We start from the raw sequence: 18,919 nt of genomic DNA, 5'->3' as shown, positions 1-18,919 counted from the left end.
TGTAAGGGTGAAATAAAAAGCACCTGCCATAGTTCAAGTCTTTAGCGCAGCGATGACTTTGACTTATAATACACTAAGTCTTCAGACTTAGATTAACACTTGTGCCGGTAACTAGTAAATGATGAGTAGGAAATATAAATTCAGAGATCAGGATAAATTATATTTCGTAACATTCAGCGTTGTTGATTGGGTCGATGTTTTTACACGAAGGATTTATAAGGATATACTCATTGATAGCATGAGGTATTGCCAGGAGAATAAAGCTTTAGAACTATATGCATATTGCATTATGACTAACCATGCTCACATGATTATCGGACAGGCGGGGGGTGCGAATATTGAGCATATTGTTCGCGATATGAAAAAATATACTTCATTTGAAATTACTTCTGCCATTGAAAGCAATGACAGGGAGAGTAGGAAGGACTGGATGCTAAGGATGTTTGAATACAATGGACGTAAAAATCCAAACAACAAGAAATATCAATTCTGGCAACAGCATAATCAGCCTCTGGAATTAAATACCAATGAGCTAATGCAGCAAAAATTGGATTATATTCATCAAAATCCAGTAAAGACAGGTATTGTGTTGTCGCCAGAGGAATATCTATATAGCAGTGCTAAAAACTACTATGGCTTAGCACATGAGGCTTTGTTAGATGTGATAATTATTGAATAAAAGTAAGTCTGAAGACTTACAAAATAATAGGCACAAGTGACGCTACCGCTTAACACTTGCGCCAATGTGGGGGTGAAAATAAAAATCACCTTGTAATAGTTCAAGTCTTTAGCGCAGCGGTGACTTGGGCTTATAATGCACTAAGTCTTCAGACTTAGGTTAGTAATTATGGGACGTAAGTCTGACGACTTACTGAATAATAGGCACAAGTGATATTAGTCAAGCACTTGAGCCAGTAATTTTTTGAGGTATGGAAAACACAGGCAAAATGAAAGGAATTTTTAAAAAGGCTTTACTGATCGTACTCGCATCAGGCACGATTGCTTGCGAATCATCTAAGCAAGATGTTGATATCGAGGCAGACAGATTACATGCATCCATGCAGAAAATCACGGATATAATTGTTCATGACATATTCTCTCCACCGGTTGCAAGTCGTATCTATGCTTATTCAAGCATCACAGCATATGAAATTCTGGCTAAGAACGACTCATCCTATAGGTCTTTGGCGGGGCAACTCACGGGCCTGGAGCCAATACCCGATCCTACGGCTCCGATAGATTATGATGTTGCGGCCATTGATGCTGCTATTTTGATGGGAAAAAAATTGATTTTCTCTGAGGAAAAAATGGAGGAATACCGTCAGGAATGGCATAAGGAATTGACAAATAAGGGTTTAGATGAAGAAATATTCAACAATTCGCTGGCATATGCCCAACAGGTAGTTGACCACATCACTGCGTGGTCAGGAAAGGATAATTATAAAGAGACCCGAACATTTCAAAAATATACTATTACCGATCAGCAAGCCACCTGGCAACCTACTCCGCCAGCTTATATGGAAGCCATAGAGCCTCATTGGAGTAAGATAAGACCCTTCGCCATAGATTCTTGTAATCAATTTACTCCGGAACGTCCTACCAAATTTGATATGACTGAAGGTAGTGATTTTTATAAAGAGGTTTACGAAGTTTATGAAACGGGCAAGAATCTTGATCCTGAAAAGAGAGAAATAGCCAGCTTCTGGGATTGTAATCCATATGTGATGAATGTTCATGGCCATGTGATGTTTGCCACCAAGAAGGTTACCCCTGGTGGCCACTGGATGGGGATTGCCAAAATTGCATGTCAGAAAGAAGATGCAAGCCTAATGAAAAGCGCTCAGGCATATGCTCTCACCTCTATCGCTCTCGCTGATGGCTTCATCAGTTGTTGGGATGAAAAGTATCGAAGCAACCTTATCCGTCCTGAAACGGTGATCAATAAGTTCCTGGATGAAAATTGGGCGCCTTTACTTCAAACACCTCCATTCCCTGAATATACGAGCGGGCACAGTGTGATCTCGAGTGCAGCAGGGGTTGCGTTGACCTCCATTTTCGGAGAGCCGTTCCATTTTGTGGATAGCACTGAAGTGAGATATGGGCTTACAGCACGGGAATTCAATTCCTTCTCAGAAGCATCCGATGAAGCGGCTATTAGCAGGTTGTATGGGGGAATTCATTATATGCCCGCTATAGAAAATGGCGTTGTTCAGGGTAAGGCCCTGGGGCAGTACATCATCAGCAAGATACAAATGACCCATGATGACAAGCCTATGATTGATTCAACTCAAACCGTGGCAACAAAAGAATAAGAAGCTAACGATCATATAACCCCTGATTTATGAAATTATACAATAGACTTGTAACACTAGTTATACTAATCATAGCATCAGCTTGTGGTTCAGCTACCGTTGAAACAGAAACAGCAGGCGCTTATGACTTCTATCAATCGGAACTGTTTAAGGAAGTGCAACTTTCAGGTATATTTCCTGATTCAAAGACCTTTGTTGATTGTACGCCAAAGCAACCGCTTACGAAGATCAACGACCAATACATTGCAGGTAAAGACCAGGAGGGTTTTCAGCTTAAAGAATTTGTATTGAAGCATTTTGAACTGCCTAAAAACCCTGAAACAGGTTTTGTATCAGACACAGCGGCAAGTATGCAGCAACATATTGTTAAACTCTGGCCTGTACTCACCCGCCAACCGGATGAGTATGATCCATTGTCTTCTCTAATTCTGCTACAGGAATCATATATTGTTCCGGGCGGAAGATTCAGAGAGATCTATTACTGGGATAGCTATTTTACTATGGAAGGGCTGGTGGAATCCGGGCAGGAACAAATGGCGGTAAACATGGTGAACAATTTTTCATTGCTAATAGATACCCTTGGTTTCATACCAAATGGTAATCGCAACTATTATCTTGGCAGATCACAGCCACCTTTTTATGCTTTGATGGTTGACCTGGTGGCTTCAGACAACAGAGATATGTATAGCCGCTATTTGCCTAGATTAGTAAAGGAGTATGAGTTTTGGATGAGTGGGGCTGACAACTTATCTCAGCAAAATCCGGCTATCAAAAGGGTAGTGCTTATGCCAGATGGAAGTATTTTAAACAGATATTGGGATAACTTCGATCTTCCAAGACCTGAGTCATTCAAGGAGGACTATGAATTGGTGAATGAAAACAGCCTTGATCCATCAACAACATACAGGCATTTACGGGCAGGAGCAGAGTCTGGCTGGGATTACAGCAGCCGTTGGTTTAAAGACCAGAATTCACTTATGACTATCCATACCACAGACATAGTTCCTATTGACCTGAATACCCTGTTGTATTATCTGGAATTGAAAATTGCGCAGGGTTACAACTGGAATGAAGATCTTGAAACCGCCAAGGCATACCTGGAAAAAGCTGATAAGCGTAAAGCTGCTATTAACAAGTATTTATGGGATGACACTGCTCAATTCTTTGTAGATTACGATTATATAGAAGAAGCGCCAACAGGTGTGCTTTCCTTAGCTGGCGCATACCCTTTATTTTTCAGGGTCGCGTCAAAAGCTCAGGCCAGGCCGGTGGTAGATCGGTTGCTAAGTGACTTTTTGAAAGCCGGAGGTTTTGTTACCACGCTAAACGAGACAGGTCAGCAGTGGGATGCTCCAAACGGGTGGGCTCCATTGCAATGGCTGACCATCAACGGGCTATATAACTATGGCTATGGAGATGAAGGAAATGATGCCGCTGAAAAGTGGCTTAAGCGCAATAGAGAGGTGTATGAGGCAACTGGTAAGATGATGGAAAAGTATAACGTGGTTGATACTACGCTATTGGCCGGTGGCGGAGAATACCCGTTGCAAGATGGGTTTGGATGGACAAACGGAGTGGCTATTGCCCTGGAGAAGATATTGGAAAATAAAGAGAAAGTGTTATTAGAGGAAGTTATCGAATAATAAGATTTCCGGTGACCGATGGCTGTTGGCCAATTATTGGTCACCGGCTGCTCAATGTTGTTAAGTTCATTTATTAGCTTTTTCTTTGCTGATTCTGATTACTCTTTATTATATTATAAAATAAGGTTGTCTGGCCAAACCAGCAACAAGAAACCAGATGCCAGAAACAAGCAACAAGAAAAACTAATATCCTACAGCAAGCGAAACCCCAAATGAGGTGTTGAAAGATTCATGAGGCTCCAGCGATACAATTCCCATCTTGTTATTCAAAGCATCAATGTTGCAGGTCATGGGTTCTATGGCAACACAATTCCTTTCAGGGGTGTATACCTGCAGATAGGGGATGGTGCTTACGTCTCGCCAGATATCCAGCCCTATCTTTCCATTTTTTAATGTGGCCATATTCTTTTGCTGATCAATAAGGGCGAAACAATCATCAAGGCATAGTTTCCCGACCCCCTTGAAGTGAGTAAGGGCGGTATATTCATTGATATTTCCGGATGGCAATGCGCGTTCATCAAGCTCTATTTGATCAACTTTACTAATTTTCAGCTTCACATTTTCCCATCCCGGCAGAGTGAAATAGGGATGCCACCCAAGTCCAAATGGCATCGGTTCACTACTGTTATTGCATACTTCAATGGCAATAGAAAATATACCCGGAGCTTTTAGTGTGTAAGTAATTAATAATTCAAATTGAAATGGATAGTAATGCAGTTGAGTATTATGTTTGTAGCTCAACCGTATCTCTGCTTCATCTTCAGTAGTATTGACTGCTACCACATCAAACAACTTATCAGCGATAAACCCATGAATGGCATTGTTGCGTTCCCTTTCATTCACAGGAAACTGGAATGTACTTCCATTAATTGAAAAAGAGCCGTCCTTTAAGCGGTTTGGAAAAGGAAAAAGGAGCGCACTTTTGTAATACTGATCATTGGCAATATCATCGGCCGGCTGAAAACCATCTATAACTTCAATGCCTGAATCCTTCGTGGTAGAGAATTTCAGGCTATTTAATCTGGCGCCAAACCCCGGAATAACTTCAAAGCCTGTCTGGGTTTCCGGATTGTACAATTTTGCTACGGTATAATCTCCCAGTTTATACTGTGTAAATACAAACATTTCCTATAGTTATTATTTCGATTATTTTATCCCTGCGTATTATTATCTCTCTTCCCGAGCTTAAAAAGCTCCCTTCCAAATCTTGCTCATCGGGAGCAAACTGTGCTGGTGTGTGAATGGAACTTGGGCACCAATATAGATGGAAATTTTCGGATAAATTGAAGTGTAAACCCTATATTTTTCCGCAAACGATTGCATCAGGATTATAATAACACATCTCCAATGACTGCTTATTTAGTGTTTGTAAGAAAACTCTAAGCGGCTTTAAGGAAAAGTTCCTGTCAAAGAGCGGGACGAAGTCCCAAAAAGCGGAGCGTACTAAGGTAAGAGAGCATTTTTGGGACAAGCGTAACGCAGACATTGACGTTTTCTTGGAGACACTATTTAACGTGAGTTCGATATAGCAGAACCGATTAAATTGCATTCGTATCTAAAAACAGACCTAAAAAACCTCTTTAAGGTCATTCTGCCTGGCCCGAACTTGCCTAACTTGCCTCGGGAAGGCACGAAGAATCTTACTAAGTTCAAGGATACTATTAACAACTTAGGAAGATCCTTCTCCCGAAAGCCTTTTTTAAAGCCTTTTTCAGGATAGGATGACTGCTTTTTTTAAGCATTTTATATAGAACTCACGTTATTTATGTTATCATTTGAGCCTCTGATTTTTCCTGGAGTATTAACTGTTTTAGTTCAATATTAATGTGGCAGCAGAGGGATTTTATCAATTGCTTTTGGTAAATTAACTGCCATGTCTGTATATCTAGGTGAATTTCTCGGAACAATGCTCCTCATCATATTGGGAGGTGGCGTAGTGGCCGGTGCAGTTTTAAAAGGTACTAAATCAGAAGGCGCCGGCTGGTTAGTAATAGTTGTAGCCTGGGGCCTTGCGGTAGCTTTCGCTATTTATGCGGTGGGCAATATCAGCGCTGCCCATATCAACCCGGCAGTCACGCTGGCATTGGCCTTTATCGGGGAGTTTCCCTGGGAAATGGTTCCTGGATATGTTATTTCACAGACACTGGGCGCTCTTGCGGGCGCTTCATTAGTATGGCTGCATTACCTGCCTCATTGGGGCAATACTGATGACCCTGCTGCAAAGCTGGCCGTATTCAGTACGGCTCCGGCAGCGCGGTGCTTTGCCTCAAACTTCATAAGCGAGATGATAGCTACCATGATCCTGGTGATGGGGATCCTTTTTGTGGGCGCTAACGAATTTACTGAAGGGCTGAACCCACTGGTTATTGGCGGATTGGTCATGGTTATTGGCCTGGGGCTGGGAGGAACCACTGGCTTTGCGATTAATCCTGCCAGGGATCTGGGACCACGCATTGCGCACTGGTTGCTCCCGATAAAGGGTAAAGGCAGCTCAGATTTTGCCTATGCCTGGATACCGGTGGCAGGTCCAATACTGGGAGGGATGCTTGGGGCGGCTTTGTATAAAATTTTTTTTCAGCAAGAGTATACAATCGCATATGGCGTGGTTAGCGCTATTTCAGTATTCGCAACCATATATGCGGTAATTGTCAATTATAAAACAAAGATCGGCACATAGAAGGCTTAAAAAATGAGGGAAAAATATATAATAGCACTAGATCAGGGCACCACCAGTTCTCGGGCTGTACTCTTTGATCAGAATGGTAGCCTTATAGCCATTGAACAGAAGGAGTTCACGCAGTACTTTCCAAAACCGGGGTGGGTGGAGCATGACCCTGAAGAGATATGGCAAACACAGCAGAATGTATTAATCGATCTGATCAAACGCCAAAAGATAGAGGCATCGCAAATAGCAGCCCTTGGTATCACCAACCAACGGGAAACCACAATAGTATGGGATAAAAATACAGGAAAACCTATTCACCGGGCCATCGTATGGCAGGATAAACGGACTAGTGACATTTGTACCAGGCTAAAACAACAAGGTTGGGAAGATCAGGTCAGGGAAAGGACAGGCCTGGTGATCGATGCTTATTTTTCAGCTACAAAGGTGCAATGGCTACTGGATAACGTGGAAGGTGCACGTGAAAAGGCTGAGCAAGGTGGCTTACTTTTCGGGACAGTAGACAGTTGGCTGGTTTGGAAACTGACTGAGGGTAGACAACATGTTACCGACTATACCAATGCCTCTCGTACAATGATCTATGATATCAGAAAACTTCAATGGGATGAAGAGTTGGCCGCTCTTTTTAACATTCCAGCCTCTATGCTTCCTGAAGTCAAGCCTTCAGCGGCTCATTTTGGCATATGGCATTATAATGGGTATGATATTCCCATTACCGGGATAGCGGGGGATCAACAGGCAGCATTGTTTGGTCAGGCTTGCACAGAGCCAGGTACAGCTAAAAACACCTATGGCACAGGCTGCTTCATGTTAATGAATACCGGGGAAAAACTGCAATTGTCGAAAAACGGACTTATTACCACTATTGCCTACGGTATCGAAGGTAAGGTGAATTACGCTCTTGAAGGTAGTATCTTTGTTGCAGGTGCGGCCATACAATGGTTGAGAGACGGACTGAAACTGATTGCTGATAGTGCGGAAACAGAAGCACTTGCAGAGCAGGTAAAGGATAGTCATGATGTGTATGTAGTGCCTGCCTTTGCAGGATTAGGGGCTCCGTATTGGGATATGTACTCAAGGGGAGCCATATTTGGGCTTACACGGGATACTGGTATCGGTCACATCGCTAAAGCCACATTGGATTCCCTGGCTTATCAGACACGTGATATTTTAGAGGCTATGCAAAAAGATTCAGGAGTAGAACTGACGTCTTTAAAGGTTGACGGAGGAGCTGTGGCCAACAACTATTTGATGCAGTTTCAGGCTGATATTCAGGGGGTCGAGGTAGTGAGGCCGGTAGTGATCGAGTCAACAGCTCAGGGCGCTGCCTATCTGGCGGGTATAGGCGCCGGGTTATGGAAACGCCAGGACCTGGAAAAGTTGCAAAAGATCGATCAGGTGTTCAAACCAGCACTGAATGAAGAAAGTCGTCAAAAGCTATATCTAAAATGGCAGAATGCTGTTAAAAGAACAATGAACTGGGCAGAAGAAACCGAATGACCTCACTCTCCGCATTGCACCGACCTGAAGTCTTGCAGCGCCTGCAGTCAACTCACTTCGACCTGCTGGTGATCGGTGGGGGTATTACAGGAGTTGGGATAGCCCTAGATGCAGCCTCCAGGGGTTTGAAAACTGCCCTGATCGAGAAAGAAGACTTTTCCTCGGGAACCAGTAGCCGTTCTACCAAACTTATTCATGGAGGGCTTCGGTACTTAAAGCAATTTGAGATAGCATTAGTAAGAGAAGTAGGCAGGGAGCGTGCTATTGTTCACAGGTTGGCTCCACACCTGGTTACTTCTGAAAAAATGCTGTTACCACTCATTAAGGGCGGGACTTTTGGTAAACTACTAACATCCTTCGGCCTGATGGTGTATGATATTCTCGCTGGGGTAGAAACCATAGACCAGCGCAGGATGCTTACCAGGGAGGAGACGCTGAAGCGCGAGCCACTACTCGATGCGGATAATCTGGAGGGTGGCGGGCTTTATGCAGAATACAGAACAGATGATGCCCGGCTTACAATTGAAGTGATGAAAACCGCTGTCAGGTATGGCGCGACCTGTGTAAATTATACAGTAGCTGAGGATTTTATTTATAAAAATGAAAAGGTCAGTGGGGCTAAAGTAAAGGACATACTGACGGGTAAAACTTTTTCAATTACGGCTTCTCTGATCGTGAGCGCAGCCGGCCCTTGGGTTGATGAGTTGCGCGATAAGGATCATTCACTGCAGGGTAAAAGATTACACCTGACAAAAGGGGTACATATCGTAATACCCCACGAAAGATTTCCTGTCGGTCAGGCCATTTATTTTGATGTGCGCGATGGCAGGATGGTATTTGCTATCCCAAGGGGCAAGGTGACTTATATTGGCACTACTGATACCGACTTTACAGGGGATAAAGATCATGTGGTTACAGACCAACAGGATGTGAATTATCTGTTGGACGCAGCTAACAATGCTTTTCCATCTTTAAAGCTTGCTACAGATGATGTAGTGTCCAGTTGGGCGGGCTTGCGTCCGCTTATCCACGAAGAGGGAAAATCAGCTTCAGAACTCTCCCGAAAGGATGAAATTTTTATATCAAAAAGTGGATTGATCTCCATAGCCGGGGGCAAACTCACCGGCTATAGAAAGATGGCCGAGCGTGTGGTGGATAGAGTGGTGAAGCAATATGTGAAAGAGAACCCTCACAAGACGTTAAAGGATTGCTTTACAGATAAAATTGTACTTGAAGGAGGGGATTTTGCTGATGCCAGGGACGTAAGATCGTATTGCCATTCAATAGCCAAAGAGCATGAGCTGGAAGAAATTGATGCAGCCTACCTTGTCGGTAACTATGGGAAACAAAGTGGAAAAATCCTGGATCAATGGCAGAATGGACACTTAATTGATGCTGAGGCTGATTTTTGCATCAATCAGGAAATGGCAACAACATTATGCGACTTTTTTATCAGGCGTACGGGCAGACTGTATTTCGATATAGAAAGTGTAAAGGAGCATTACAAGCGCGTGGCAGAACATATGAGATCTGCTTTTGGTTGGGATAATAAAAGATATAAAATCGAAGTATTTCACCTGGAAGAGGCGCTGTATGATGCTTCTCATTTTAAACCTGTATAATCCATTGATACTGTATGAAAAAAAACTGGTGGAAGGAAAGCATAGTATACCAGATATATCCCAGAAGTTTTAAAGATTCAAATAAAGATGGTATTGGTGATATCCCTGGCATTATAGAAAAGCTGGATTATATCAGCTCGCTGGGGGTAGATGTGATATGGGTTTGTCCTGTTTATAAATCTCCAAATGACGATAATGGATACGATATCAGCGACTACCGCGATATTATGAATGAATTCGGGACTATGACTGACTTCGACAAGTTACTAACCGAAGTACACCTGCGGGACATGAAGCTGGTAATGGACCTGGTACCCAATCACAGTTCTGACGAGCATTTCTGGTTTCAGGAGTCGCGTAAGTCAAAAGATAACCCTTATAGAGACTACTATTATTGGAGACCCGGTTATCAGGGTGGACCACCCAATAACTGGCCTTCATTTTTTGGAGGCAGTGTTTGGCAATATGATGAAATTACTGAGGAATACTACCTGCACCTGTTTTCAAAAAAACAGCCTGATCTCAATTGGGAGAATCCAAAGGTAAGGCAGGAGATCTATGATATCATGAGATTCTGGTTCGACAAGGGAATAGATGGCTTCCGAATGGATGTGATCTCCCTTATCTCCAAAAGAATAGATTTCCCTGATGCTGATATTAATCAATTCAATGAGATCATCACCAGGTACTATGCCAATGGTCCGCGTGTACATGAGTTTTTGAAGGAAATGCATGACAGAGTGCTTTGTGAGTATGATATCATGACAGTGGGCGAGGGGCCGGGTATCGATCTGGCCAATGGCGCTGAATATGTTGGTGAGTCAAGAGGGCAACTGAATATGATCTTTCATTTCGGGCATATGTTCATTGACAATGGGCCCGGCGGTAAGTACGATAAGATACAGTGGCTATTGCCTGATTTCAAAAGGGTGTTCAATGAATGGGACGAATTACTCAAAGAAGATGGTTGGGGCAGCATCTTTCTTGGTAATCATGATTTCCCTCGCATTGTATCCAGGTTTGGCAACGACAGGGAATATTGGAAGGAGTCTGCCAAGCTGTTAGCCACCTTACTGCTATCACTTCGAGGCACCACCTATACCTATCAGGGCGATGAGATCGGCATGACCAATGTAGCACACCTCTCGATAGAAGACTATAGGGATATAGAAACGCTTAACAGTTGGAAAGAAGCCGAGGCAGCAGGCAGACCAATGGATGATTTCCTGAAGATCGTACACCTGAACAGCAGAGACAATGCACGTACACCGATGCAATGGGATGATAGTACATATGGAGGCTTTTCACTGGAACAACCCTGGATAAAAGTAAACCCCAACTATAACAATATTAATGTGGCCAGTCAGGAAGAAGATCCTGATTCTATTCTGAACTATTATAGAAAGATGATCCGTTTCAGGAAGAGCAATCCTGCCTTGGTCTATGGCGACTACAAATGCCACCTGAAAGAAGATCCGAATCTTTTTGTTTACGAGCGATGGGATGACCAGAAGCATTTCCTCATACTGCTGAACTTCACTGATCATGAAATAGAATACCAAGAAGAAATAAAAGGCAGGCTGGAGTTAAAAATCAATAACTACAATACAAGGAACAAAAGCATGTGGCTGAGACCCTGGGAAGCAAAGATATTTGAAGTTATAAATAGCTGATTTTAATCATTTTGCATAAATATAATTCAAGTAAAATTATATCTAATTTAGACGTACCTAAACTATTGAAAAAGTATCCTAAACCCAAAACAAAGAATAGAAGTTATACCCCGAACTGAGGAAGACCCTTCGTTCCTCAGGGTGACTAGCTTGGTGGCGAGTGTCATAGTTGGAAAACCTAGAATGGTCTTCATTTAGGGCATTCTGAACGATAGTGAAGAAACTTACTAAGACTAATAAAGCGCACCTCCTATCCACAAATCGGCTTCACACCACTTTTTCCTTATTCAAAATGGCTGCAAACCTCTGGCGATCTGCTGTTGTAACTCATCGGAGGCTGCCACTAACGGAAGCCTGACGTGGTTATCGCAAACACCCATCATCTTTAGCACCTGTTTAATGCCTACCGGGTTGCTCTCCACATACATCAACGGATTAATGTCCAATAGCTGAAAAGCTGCCTCAGAGGCTTTCCTGAAGTCATTATTAAAAGCAGCGTCTTTCATCATTTTAAATACATCGGCAAACGCATTGGCTAAAACAGAAATAACACCAACTGCGCCCATAGAGTACAACGGTACCGTGAGCATATCGTCACCTGATATTAGCATGAAATCATCCTGTTTGTCGCGACTGATCAGCATGATTTGTTCCAAGTTTCCGGAGGCTTCCTTTACACCAATAATATTTTTATGCTTTGCCAGGCGTAAAGTAGTAGCTGCGCTGATATTGGAAGCTGTTCTTCCCGGTACATTGTATAGGATAACAGGAACCGGAGACTGGTCTGCTATTGCCATATAATGCTGATATATACCCTCTTGGGATGGTTTGTTATAATAAGGGCTAACTGATAGAATAGCATCAACTCCACTGAGATCTGTATGTTTTATAGTATCAATAACAGCCTGGGTATTGTTGCCACCAATGCCGTAGACGATGGGAAGCTTGTGAGGGTTATTTTCTTTGACAAATTTGAGAATGTCGGCTTTCTCACCCGAGGTCACCGTGGCTGACTCTCCGGTAGTACCTTGAACTACATAATAATCCGTGCCCTTTTCCGCTGTGAACTTCAGCAGGTTATTCAGGCCATCATAGTCTACTTTTCCACTGTTCTCGAAGGGAGTAACCAATGCTACGCCCGTTCCATGCAACTTCAACATTAGCTTAACAATTTTGTATATCTGTACATTTCACTAGCCAGCTCCTGTGTGCTACCATTAGTTGTCTGGATCATTAATTCGCAAACAGCGCTGTTTTCATCATCAAACTTCCCAATCCTGCACCTGGCCTTACTCATAGCAAGTATGTTCTTGATGAGGGGGTTGCTTACGGTATCCATATAAAAGAGAAAATCAAACGGTTTTTGAGCGAACTCCATCACCTGACTTGCTGTAAAGTTACCCCAGAAGGAAATATCTTTTACAGTAAAAAAGTCAAAAAGAAATTCAAAATTTTGGTGCCCCTTTGGTAAAAAAGCTAACACCTGGGTCTTTTTACCATCTTTTTCCAGTTGTTTGATGAATTTTTTTATTGTTTCATGCTTTTTAAGGTCTTCTATGGAGAAAATAATACCAATGCTCCGAGCCTCGCTATAGCTGATACTTCTACGAACGACTGTATTATTCGTTACCAGTGATCTGGTTTTGTAAGAAAGTATTTTCTTGTTCAGCATACCCTACTTTATCAAAGCATCAAATTCGGCTTCGGAAATGATATTTACCCCCAGTTGCTCAGCTTTTTCCCTTTTTGCCGGCCCCATTTTATCTCCTGCCACCAAGTAATCAAGCCTGCCGGAAATGGCAGAAATAACCTTTCCTCCATGATCCTGAATAGCAGCCTTTAATTCATCCCGGCTATAGTTATCAAAGACTCCCGAAATTACGAAAGTTTTTCCTTCCAAAACATCAGACACCTGAGTATTCTCACTTTCAGCTACTTCCATACTCACCCCCGCAGCTTTCAAACGCTCTACTTCTTCAACATTAGATGGATCTTCGAAGAACCGGATAATGCTGGATGCTATCCTTTCTCCAATTTCAGGTACTGCTATCAGTGTGTCAAAGTCTGCAACAATTATATTGTCAATATTCTTAAAATGAGAAGCTAATTTTTCCGCCACTGTTTTGCCTACGTATCGAATACCCAATGCAAACAAGACATTCGCGAAAGGGGTATCTTTTGACAGCTCTATCCCTTTTAACAGGTTATTGGAGCTAAGCTCTTTAAAGCCTTCCAGTTGATAGACATCATCAAAACTAAGATCATACAGGTCGGCCGGGCTTTTTACCAGTCCTTTTTCATAAAGCAGGTGTATTGTTCTTTCTCCCAAGGAGTTGATATCCATGGCCTTTCGTTGGATGAAGTGTTCTATGCGGCCCTTGATCTGAGGCGGACAACCTTTCGTGTTCCGACAGTAGTGTACGGCTTCTCCTTCATAACGATCCAATTCGCTGCCACATGCAGGACACCTCTTGATATAGTTGACCGGCTTCAATTCAGGAGTGCGGGCAGTCAGATCCACACCTGTTACTTTAGGAATGATCTCGCCACCCTTTTCCACGAACACCATATCCCCCACACGAAGGTCGAGCCGCTGAATTTCATTAGCATTGTGCAAAGAAGCTCTTTTGACTGTAGTTCCGGCAAGCAAGACGGGTTCCAGTTCAGCCACTGGTGTGATGGCGCCTGTTCGGCCCACCTGGTAGGTAATGCCTTTCAATGTAGTAACAGCATTTTCCGACTTGTATTTATATGCCATTGCCCATCTCGGACTTTTGGCTGTGAAGCCGAGCTGCTCCTGCTGGGCGATGCTGTTCACCTTTATAACAATACCATCAGTGATCAATGGAAGCTCAAGTCTTTTGTGTTCCCATTCATTGATGTAGTCCAGCACTTCTCCGATATTAGTACATTTTCGAAAAGTTTTTGATACGTTGAATCCCAGTTTTATGAGTTTTTCTATCGCTTCGGAGTGAGTTTTTACACCAATATTCTCACCTGCCATTGAGTACAGGTAGCAATCTAGCTTCCGTTTTGCTACAGCAGCGGAATCCTGCATTTTTAAGGTTCCTGAGGTAGTGTTTCTGGCATTGGCATAGGGCTCTTCGCCAACTTCTATACGATCTTTGTTTAACCGCACAAACACGTGATTCGGCATGAATGCTTCACCACGGGCCTCAAATTCCAGTGGATAATCACCTTTTAATCTTAGAGGAATACTTCTTATTGTTTTGACATTATTGGTAATATCATCACCACGCACACCATCACCTCTGGTGACACCACGGACCAGAACGCCATTTTCATAGGTCAAACTGAGAGCGACACCGTCAAATTTTAGCTCACAAAAATATTCGTAAGATTGTCCTTGTAGTCCCTTTGCCACCCTGCGATCAAAATCTTCCAACTCTTCTTTTGAGTAGCTATTGCTCAGGGAGAGCATCGGGGTCTTATGATATACGGTATCAAACGCTTTGGTTACCGTTCCTCCTACACGCTGACTGGGAGAGTCGGGATATTTATATTCCGGAAATTGATCTTCAAGCTTGATAAGCTTCTCCAGAAGCATATCAAATTCATAATCAGATATTTCTGAGGTATCATGAAGATAATATTGCTCGTTATAGTAGTTGATCTTTTTGGTAAGTTCGGCTATTTCTTGATGTGCTTCTTCCTTAGTCATGTCGTACTTGTAAAAGCCGTAAATCTAATCAAAGAATGTATAAAATGGAAGGTCTTATTTTGCAGCCTTGAAATGATCATGTAACCCAGAGGAAGCGGAGTAGTGCGATGAAAAAAGATCCTACTAAGGTGCTCAATGCAAATTTCTTAGTAGGGTCTTCCGCATAACTTATTTAGTGTTTGTACGAAAACGTTCCCGACAAAGCGTGGAGAAGTTTCAAAAAGTGGCTCGTACTGAGGTACGAGAGTATTTTTGGAACGTGTGCACACGGACATTGACGTTTTCTTTCAGACACTACTTAGTACCAGTTATTTAGTGGTATGCTGAAAAGCTTTCATTTTTTCACTCAGTACTATGCTATTATTAGACCGATCAATATCCGCCATTCTATCGGTTGGATCTATCTCAATGCTTTTAATCTTTGATGCACGGTTATTGATCTTTAAAATATATTCGGGATGCGTCCAGGGCCAGGCTTCTTTGGTAATACGCTGCACATCCATATTTTCCACCTCTTTAGCGCCTCTCATGATCTTTAGCGGGATATAATGGATCTCTTTTGAGCCATCTTCATATTCTACATACAGGTCAACAGGCATCATCATTTCGCCAATACGCTCCAGCGTAACATAGGTAGCATCATCACTTCCAATGACGGTCTTTATTCCGTAGTCTATCTGATCAGTAGTGTAAACGAATTTTTCCAGGTACCAATCAAGTTGTATGTCTGAAACCTTCTCCATAATACGAATAAAATCAATAGAGGTAGGATGTTTGAACTTCCAGGTATTAAAATACCTTTTCATGCCTTTCATAAAAGTTTCCTGTCCAATGACATAACTCAACTGATGCAGGAATACAGCGCCTTTGGAGTAGGAGTTGATACCATACGAGCGGTTGGAGTGATACATATCAGCATGAGTAGTCAGCGGCTCTTCTTTGCCACTATTGGCCATAAAGAAATAGCCCTGATACGACCCTGCATGGGGGTTCCTGTCACTGTCAGGGTCTAGCAGGTGCTTTATCACCACGTCAGAGGCATAAGAGGTAAAACCTTCATCCATCCACGGATAAAGACTTTCATTGGTCGCCAGCACCCCCTGGTACCAACTATGAAGTAGCTCATGTATGGCAACCCCAAGCAGACTGTTAAAATTTCTGTTTCCGGTGATCAGCGTAGCCATAGGATATTCCATACCTCCGTCACCACCCTGGATGAAGGTGTATTGATCGTATGGATACTTTCCAAAGTTATCGTTTAGAAATTGGATGGCCTTGACCATTAACTCAGGAAGCTTTGCCCAGTTTTCTCTATTCCCTTCGGTTTCCTGGTACAGAAAGTGAAGAGTAGGACCACCAGGTACCTGCGCGGTCGTATGCTTGTAATCAGGATCTGCTGCCCATGCAAAATCATGTACATTAGGCGCTTTGAAGTGCCAGGTAAGAGGCTTATCCGATTTGTTCACCTCTGTGCCTTCCTTCTGATAACCATATCCTGTTTTTTGTGGGTTTTGTAAGTATCCTGTTCCTCCAATGATATAGTTGGGATCAATGGTGATCTTAACATCAAAATCGCTCCAAACTCCATGGAATTCCCTGCCGATGTATGGGTTGGTATGCCAACCGAGGTAGTCGTACTCGCTTAACTTAGGATACCACTGGGTCATAGAGTAGGAGATACCTTCGTCACTATCTCGTCCTGTTCTCCTGATCTGAAGCGGCACCTGAGCTTCAAAGTCCATATCGAAAGTAGTCTTGGCTCCCGGTAGTATAGGTTTGTTCAATGTTACCTCGAGGATAGTGCCATCAATACGGTAAGAAACATTTTTACCATCTTGCTTCAGGGAGTTGATGTGCTGATAGCCGATCTCATTGTCCTTCAATTGAGAAATACGGTCGCCCACTCTTCTGTCCGGATCCTCTATATTAAGAGATCTGACGTCCATCATACTTCCCGGCTGAAAAGCATTATAATAAAGGTGGTAGTAAGCTTTTGTAAGGGTATCAGGAGAGTTGTTATGGTAGACCAGCTTTTGCTTGCCTTTAAACCGGTGAGTATTCACATCCATATCGATTTCCATGGTGTATTCTGCCCTTTGCTGCCAATAGCCTGTGGAAGTGGGTTGGGCCGCTGCGGCAAAAGGCAAGACCAGCAAAATACTAAGTATCCATCTTTTGTAAGTGTGCATATATAGGTTTTTAATATGTTCTGAATAGCGACCAAAATATCAAATTTGATGTTATAATCAAACCTGATTGTGAAGGATGGTCAATCCTCCAGCTCCCCGAGAGTTTGAGAAAGGTCCTCCTCGGTTCTTCTAAGCTTCTTTTTGCATTCCTTTATTAGTGTTGCGGCACGTTTAACAAGTGCCGAAAGCTCATCAATGTCGGGCTCACCACTTTCTATCTTCTGAATGATGTTTTCTATTTCTTCTAATGATTCTTTGTAGGTGACGTACTTATTGCTCATTTCTTATCTTTGTGACTTTCAACTTTACTGGTAATTATTTTATCAGCGGTTTCCGTGGTTAATTCGTCTCCTGATTTAACCTCACTTTTGCTCAAAAGTTTGCCGTTAACGGTAGTAATACTATAACCCCTGCGTAAAATAGCTTGAGGATCAAGCAGTTGTAATGATTTTTCAGCCAGGTCCAACTGCCTGGACTGGCTGGCGATAAAATCTTTATATCCTCTTCGGAGTTGATCTGTACAGTTATTCAACTTGTATTCGGCCTGGGCCATTTTTTCACGGCTGATGGCTTTCAGGTGATATCCGAGGGTGCTTAGCTTCTGGTTTTGAAGGTTAAGCACATTACGGGTGTGGTGGTAGATCCGGGCATAGTAGTCGTCCAGTTGCTCTTCGAAGGCCCTGATACCGCTGATCAAAAATTCAGCTACAGCAGTTGGTGTTTTCATTCTGGTATGTGCCACCATGTCGGCAATAGTTTCATCGCGCTCATGACCAATACCGGTGATAACGGGCAGAGGAAACTGCGCTATGTGAGAGGCAAGTTCATAATCATCAAAGCAATCAAGATCTATCTGGCTGCCACCACCTCTGATTATGATCAGAGCATCGTAGTCTTGCATACCCTGGTGCACCTGCAGCATAGCGTTGATCATGGAGCCACAGGCTTTCTCTCCCTGCATCAACGCTTTAAACAGCTTTACATGAAAAGTATAGCCATAACTGTTGTTGTGCAACTGGTCCATGAAATCACCGAAACCGGCTGCAGTGGGAGAGCTGATAACGGCTATACGTTGAGGAGCTATTGGCAGGCGATGCTCCCTGTTCATATCATATACACCATCCTTGATCAGTTGTTCTACGATCTTTTTTCTGCGTTGTGCGCGCTCACCCAAGGTGTAATTGGCATCTATGTCTTTGATATTGACACTGATGCTATACAATTCATGAAACTGAACCGCTACATTGCATAGTACCTTAAGTCCTGGCCGCAAAGGCTGTCCGGTAATGCCTTCAAACCAGGTGGAGAGGTTTCGATAGGTGTAAGCCCAGATGGTTCCCCTCATTTTTGCTATCACACGGTCATCCTCTTTTTCCAGCAGCTCCAGGTAGCAGTGGCCATTTTGATTGGTACGCATTTCGCCTATTTCAGCAATCACCCAGTATGATGGGTCGAGTTGAGTATCCAGTGTTTCTCTGATGAGTTTGTTAAGGCCAAATAAGGTTAGATGTTCCATATTAAGAACATCAAAATTATCTAATTAAGGTGAGTTCGATATAGTAGAACCGATTAAATTGTATTCGGTATCCAAAAAATAACCTAAAAACCTCTTTTT

14 protein-coding genes are annotated in these 18,919 nt (G+C 42.9%); 7 read left to right on the top strand and 7 right to left on the bottom strand.

Annotated elements, in window-relative coordinates; all coding sequences use genetic code 11:
* Window positions 1–121: 121 nt before the first annotated feature.
* From C900_RS11210 to treF, 3 genes are all read left to right on the top strand, one after another.
* Window positions 122–679 (top strand): REP-associated tyrosine transposase, encoded by a 558-nt coding sequence (locus C900_RS11210; RefSeq protein WP_040496577.1) that lies wholly within the window; start codon window positions 122–124, stop codon window positions 677–679.
* A gap of 268 nt (window positions 680–947) precedes the next feature.
* Window positions 948–2,312: a vanadium-dependent haloperoxidase gene (locus C900_RS11205; RefSeq protein WP_040496575.1), complete on the top strand. Its 1,365-nt coding sequence runs from the start codon at window positions 948–950 to the stop codon at window positions 2,310–2,312.
* Window positions 2,313–2,341: 29 nt separating this feature from the next.
* Complete coding sequence (gene treF, locus C900_RS11200) at window positions 2,342–3,955, top strand: alpha,alpha-trehalase TreF (RefSeq protein ID WP_009579974.1); 1,614 nt, start codon at window positions 2,342–2,344, stop codon at window positions 3,953–3,955.
* Window positions 3,956–4,138: 183 nt separating this feature from the next.
* Here treF and C900_RS11195 read toward each other — a convergent pair whose 3' ends face one another.
* Complete coding sequence (locus C900_RS11195) at window positions 4,139–5,080, bottom strand: aldose 1-epimerase (RefSeq protein WP_009579973.1); 942 nt, start codon at window positions 5,078–5,080, stop codon at window positions 4,139–4,141.
* A 748-nt stretch (window positions 5,081–5,828) separates the two neighbouring features.
* On the opposite strand from C900_RS11195, the gene C900_RS11190 reads away from it, so the two are divergent.
* The 4 genes from C900_RS11190 to C900_RS11175 are packed head-to-tail and all read left to right on the top strand — an operon-like array spanning window position 5,829 to window position 11,433.
* Window positions 5,829–6,632: an MIP/aquaporin family protein gene (locus tag C900_RS11190; protein ID WP_009579972.1), complete on the top strand. Its 804-nt coding sequence runs from the start codon at window positions 5,829–5,831 to the stop codon at window positions 6,630–6,632.
* A 12-nt stretch (window positions 6,633–6,644) separates the two neighbouring features.
* On the top strand, window positions 6,645–8,138 hold the full coding sequence (gene glpK, locus C900_RS11185) for a glycerol kinase GlpK (protein ID WP_009579971.1): 1,494 nt from the start codon (window positions 6,645–6,647) through the stop codon (window positions 8,136–8,138).
* Window positions 8,135–9,760, top strand: coding sequence for a glycerol-3-phosphate dehydrogenase/oxidase (locus tag C900_RS11180; RefSeq protein ID WP_009579970.1), 1,626 nt, complete (start codon window positions 8,135–8,137; stop codon window positions 9,758–9,760). Before glpK ends, C900_RS11180 begins: the two co-directional genes overlap by 4 nt.
* Window positions 9,761–9,774: 14 nt before the next feature.
* Window positions 9,775–11,433 carry an alpha-glucosidase gene (locus tag C900_RS11175; RefSeq protein ID WP_009579969.1) on the top strand — a complete coding sequence of 553 codons (1,659 nt, stop codon included), beginning with the start codon at window positions 9,775–9,777 and terminating at the stop codon, window positions 11,431–11,433.
* A 287-nt stretch (window positions 11,434–11,720) separates the two neighbouring features.
* Here C900_RS11175 and dapA read toward each other — a convergent pair whose 3' ends face one another.
* The 6 genes from dapA to xseA all read right to left on the bottom strand — a co-directional run bounded on the left by dapA (window position 11,721) and on the right by xseA (window position 18,820).
* Window positions 11,721–12,593 (bottom strand): 4-hydroxy-tetrahydrodipicolinate synthase, encoded by an 873-nt coding sequence (gene dapA, locus C900_RS11170; RefSeq protein WP_009579968.1) that lies wholly within the window; start codon window positions 12,591–12,593, stop codon window positions 11,721–11,723.
* Entirely contained in the window at window positions 12,593–13,105 is a 513-nt protein-coding gene (locus C900_RS11165; protein WP_009579967.1) for a DUF6913 domain-containing protein, read from the bottom strand. The genes dapA and C900_RS11165 overlap by 1 nt, the downstream gene beginning before the upstream one ends.
* 3 nt (window positions 13,106–13,108) lie before the next feature.
* Complete coding sequence (ligA, locus tag C900_RS11160; RefSeq protein ID WP_009579966.1) at window positions 13,109–15,115, bottom strand: NAD-dependent DNA ligase LigA; 2,007 nt, start codon at window positions 15,113–15,115, stop codon at window positions 13,109–13,111.
* 308 nt (window positions 15,116–15,423) lie between these two features.
* Window positions 15,424–17,304 (bottom strand): M1 family metallopeptidase, encoded by a 1,881-nt coding sequence (locus C900_RS11155; protein ID WP_009579965.1) that lies wholly within the window; start codon window positions 17,302–17,304, stop codon window positions 15,424–15,426.
* Between the two features lie 80 nt (window positions 17,305–17,384).
* A complete protein-coding gene (xseB, locus tag C900_RS11150) occupies window positions 17,385–17,585 on the bottom strand; it encodes an exodeoxyribonuclease VII small subunit (protein WP_009579964.1) in 201 nt (66 codons plus the stop codon).
* Window positions 17,582–18,820: an exodeoxyribonuclease VII large subunit gene (xseA, locus tag C900_RS11145; RefSeq protein ID WP_009579963.1), complete on the bottom strand. Its 1,239-nt coding sequence runs from the start codon at window positions 18,818–18,820 to the stop codon at window positions 17,582–17,584. Before xseA ends, xseB begins: the two co-directional genes overlap by 4 nt.
* Between the last annotated feature and the right edge of the window lie 99 nt (window positions 18,821–18,919).

Source organism: Fulvivirga imtechensis AK7, assembly GCF_000331535.1.
GTDB classification, from domain to species: domain Bacteria; phylum Bacteroidota; class Bacteroidia; order Cytophagales; family Cyclobacteriaceae; genus Fulvivirga; species Fulvivirga imtechensis.
Note: the sequence above shows the minus strand (reverse complement) of the source record. Positions and strands in the feature narration are given on the sequence as shown.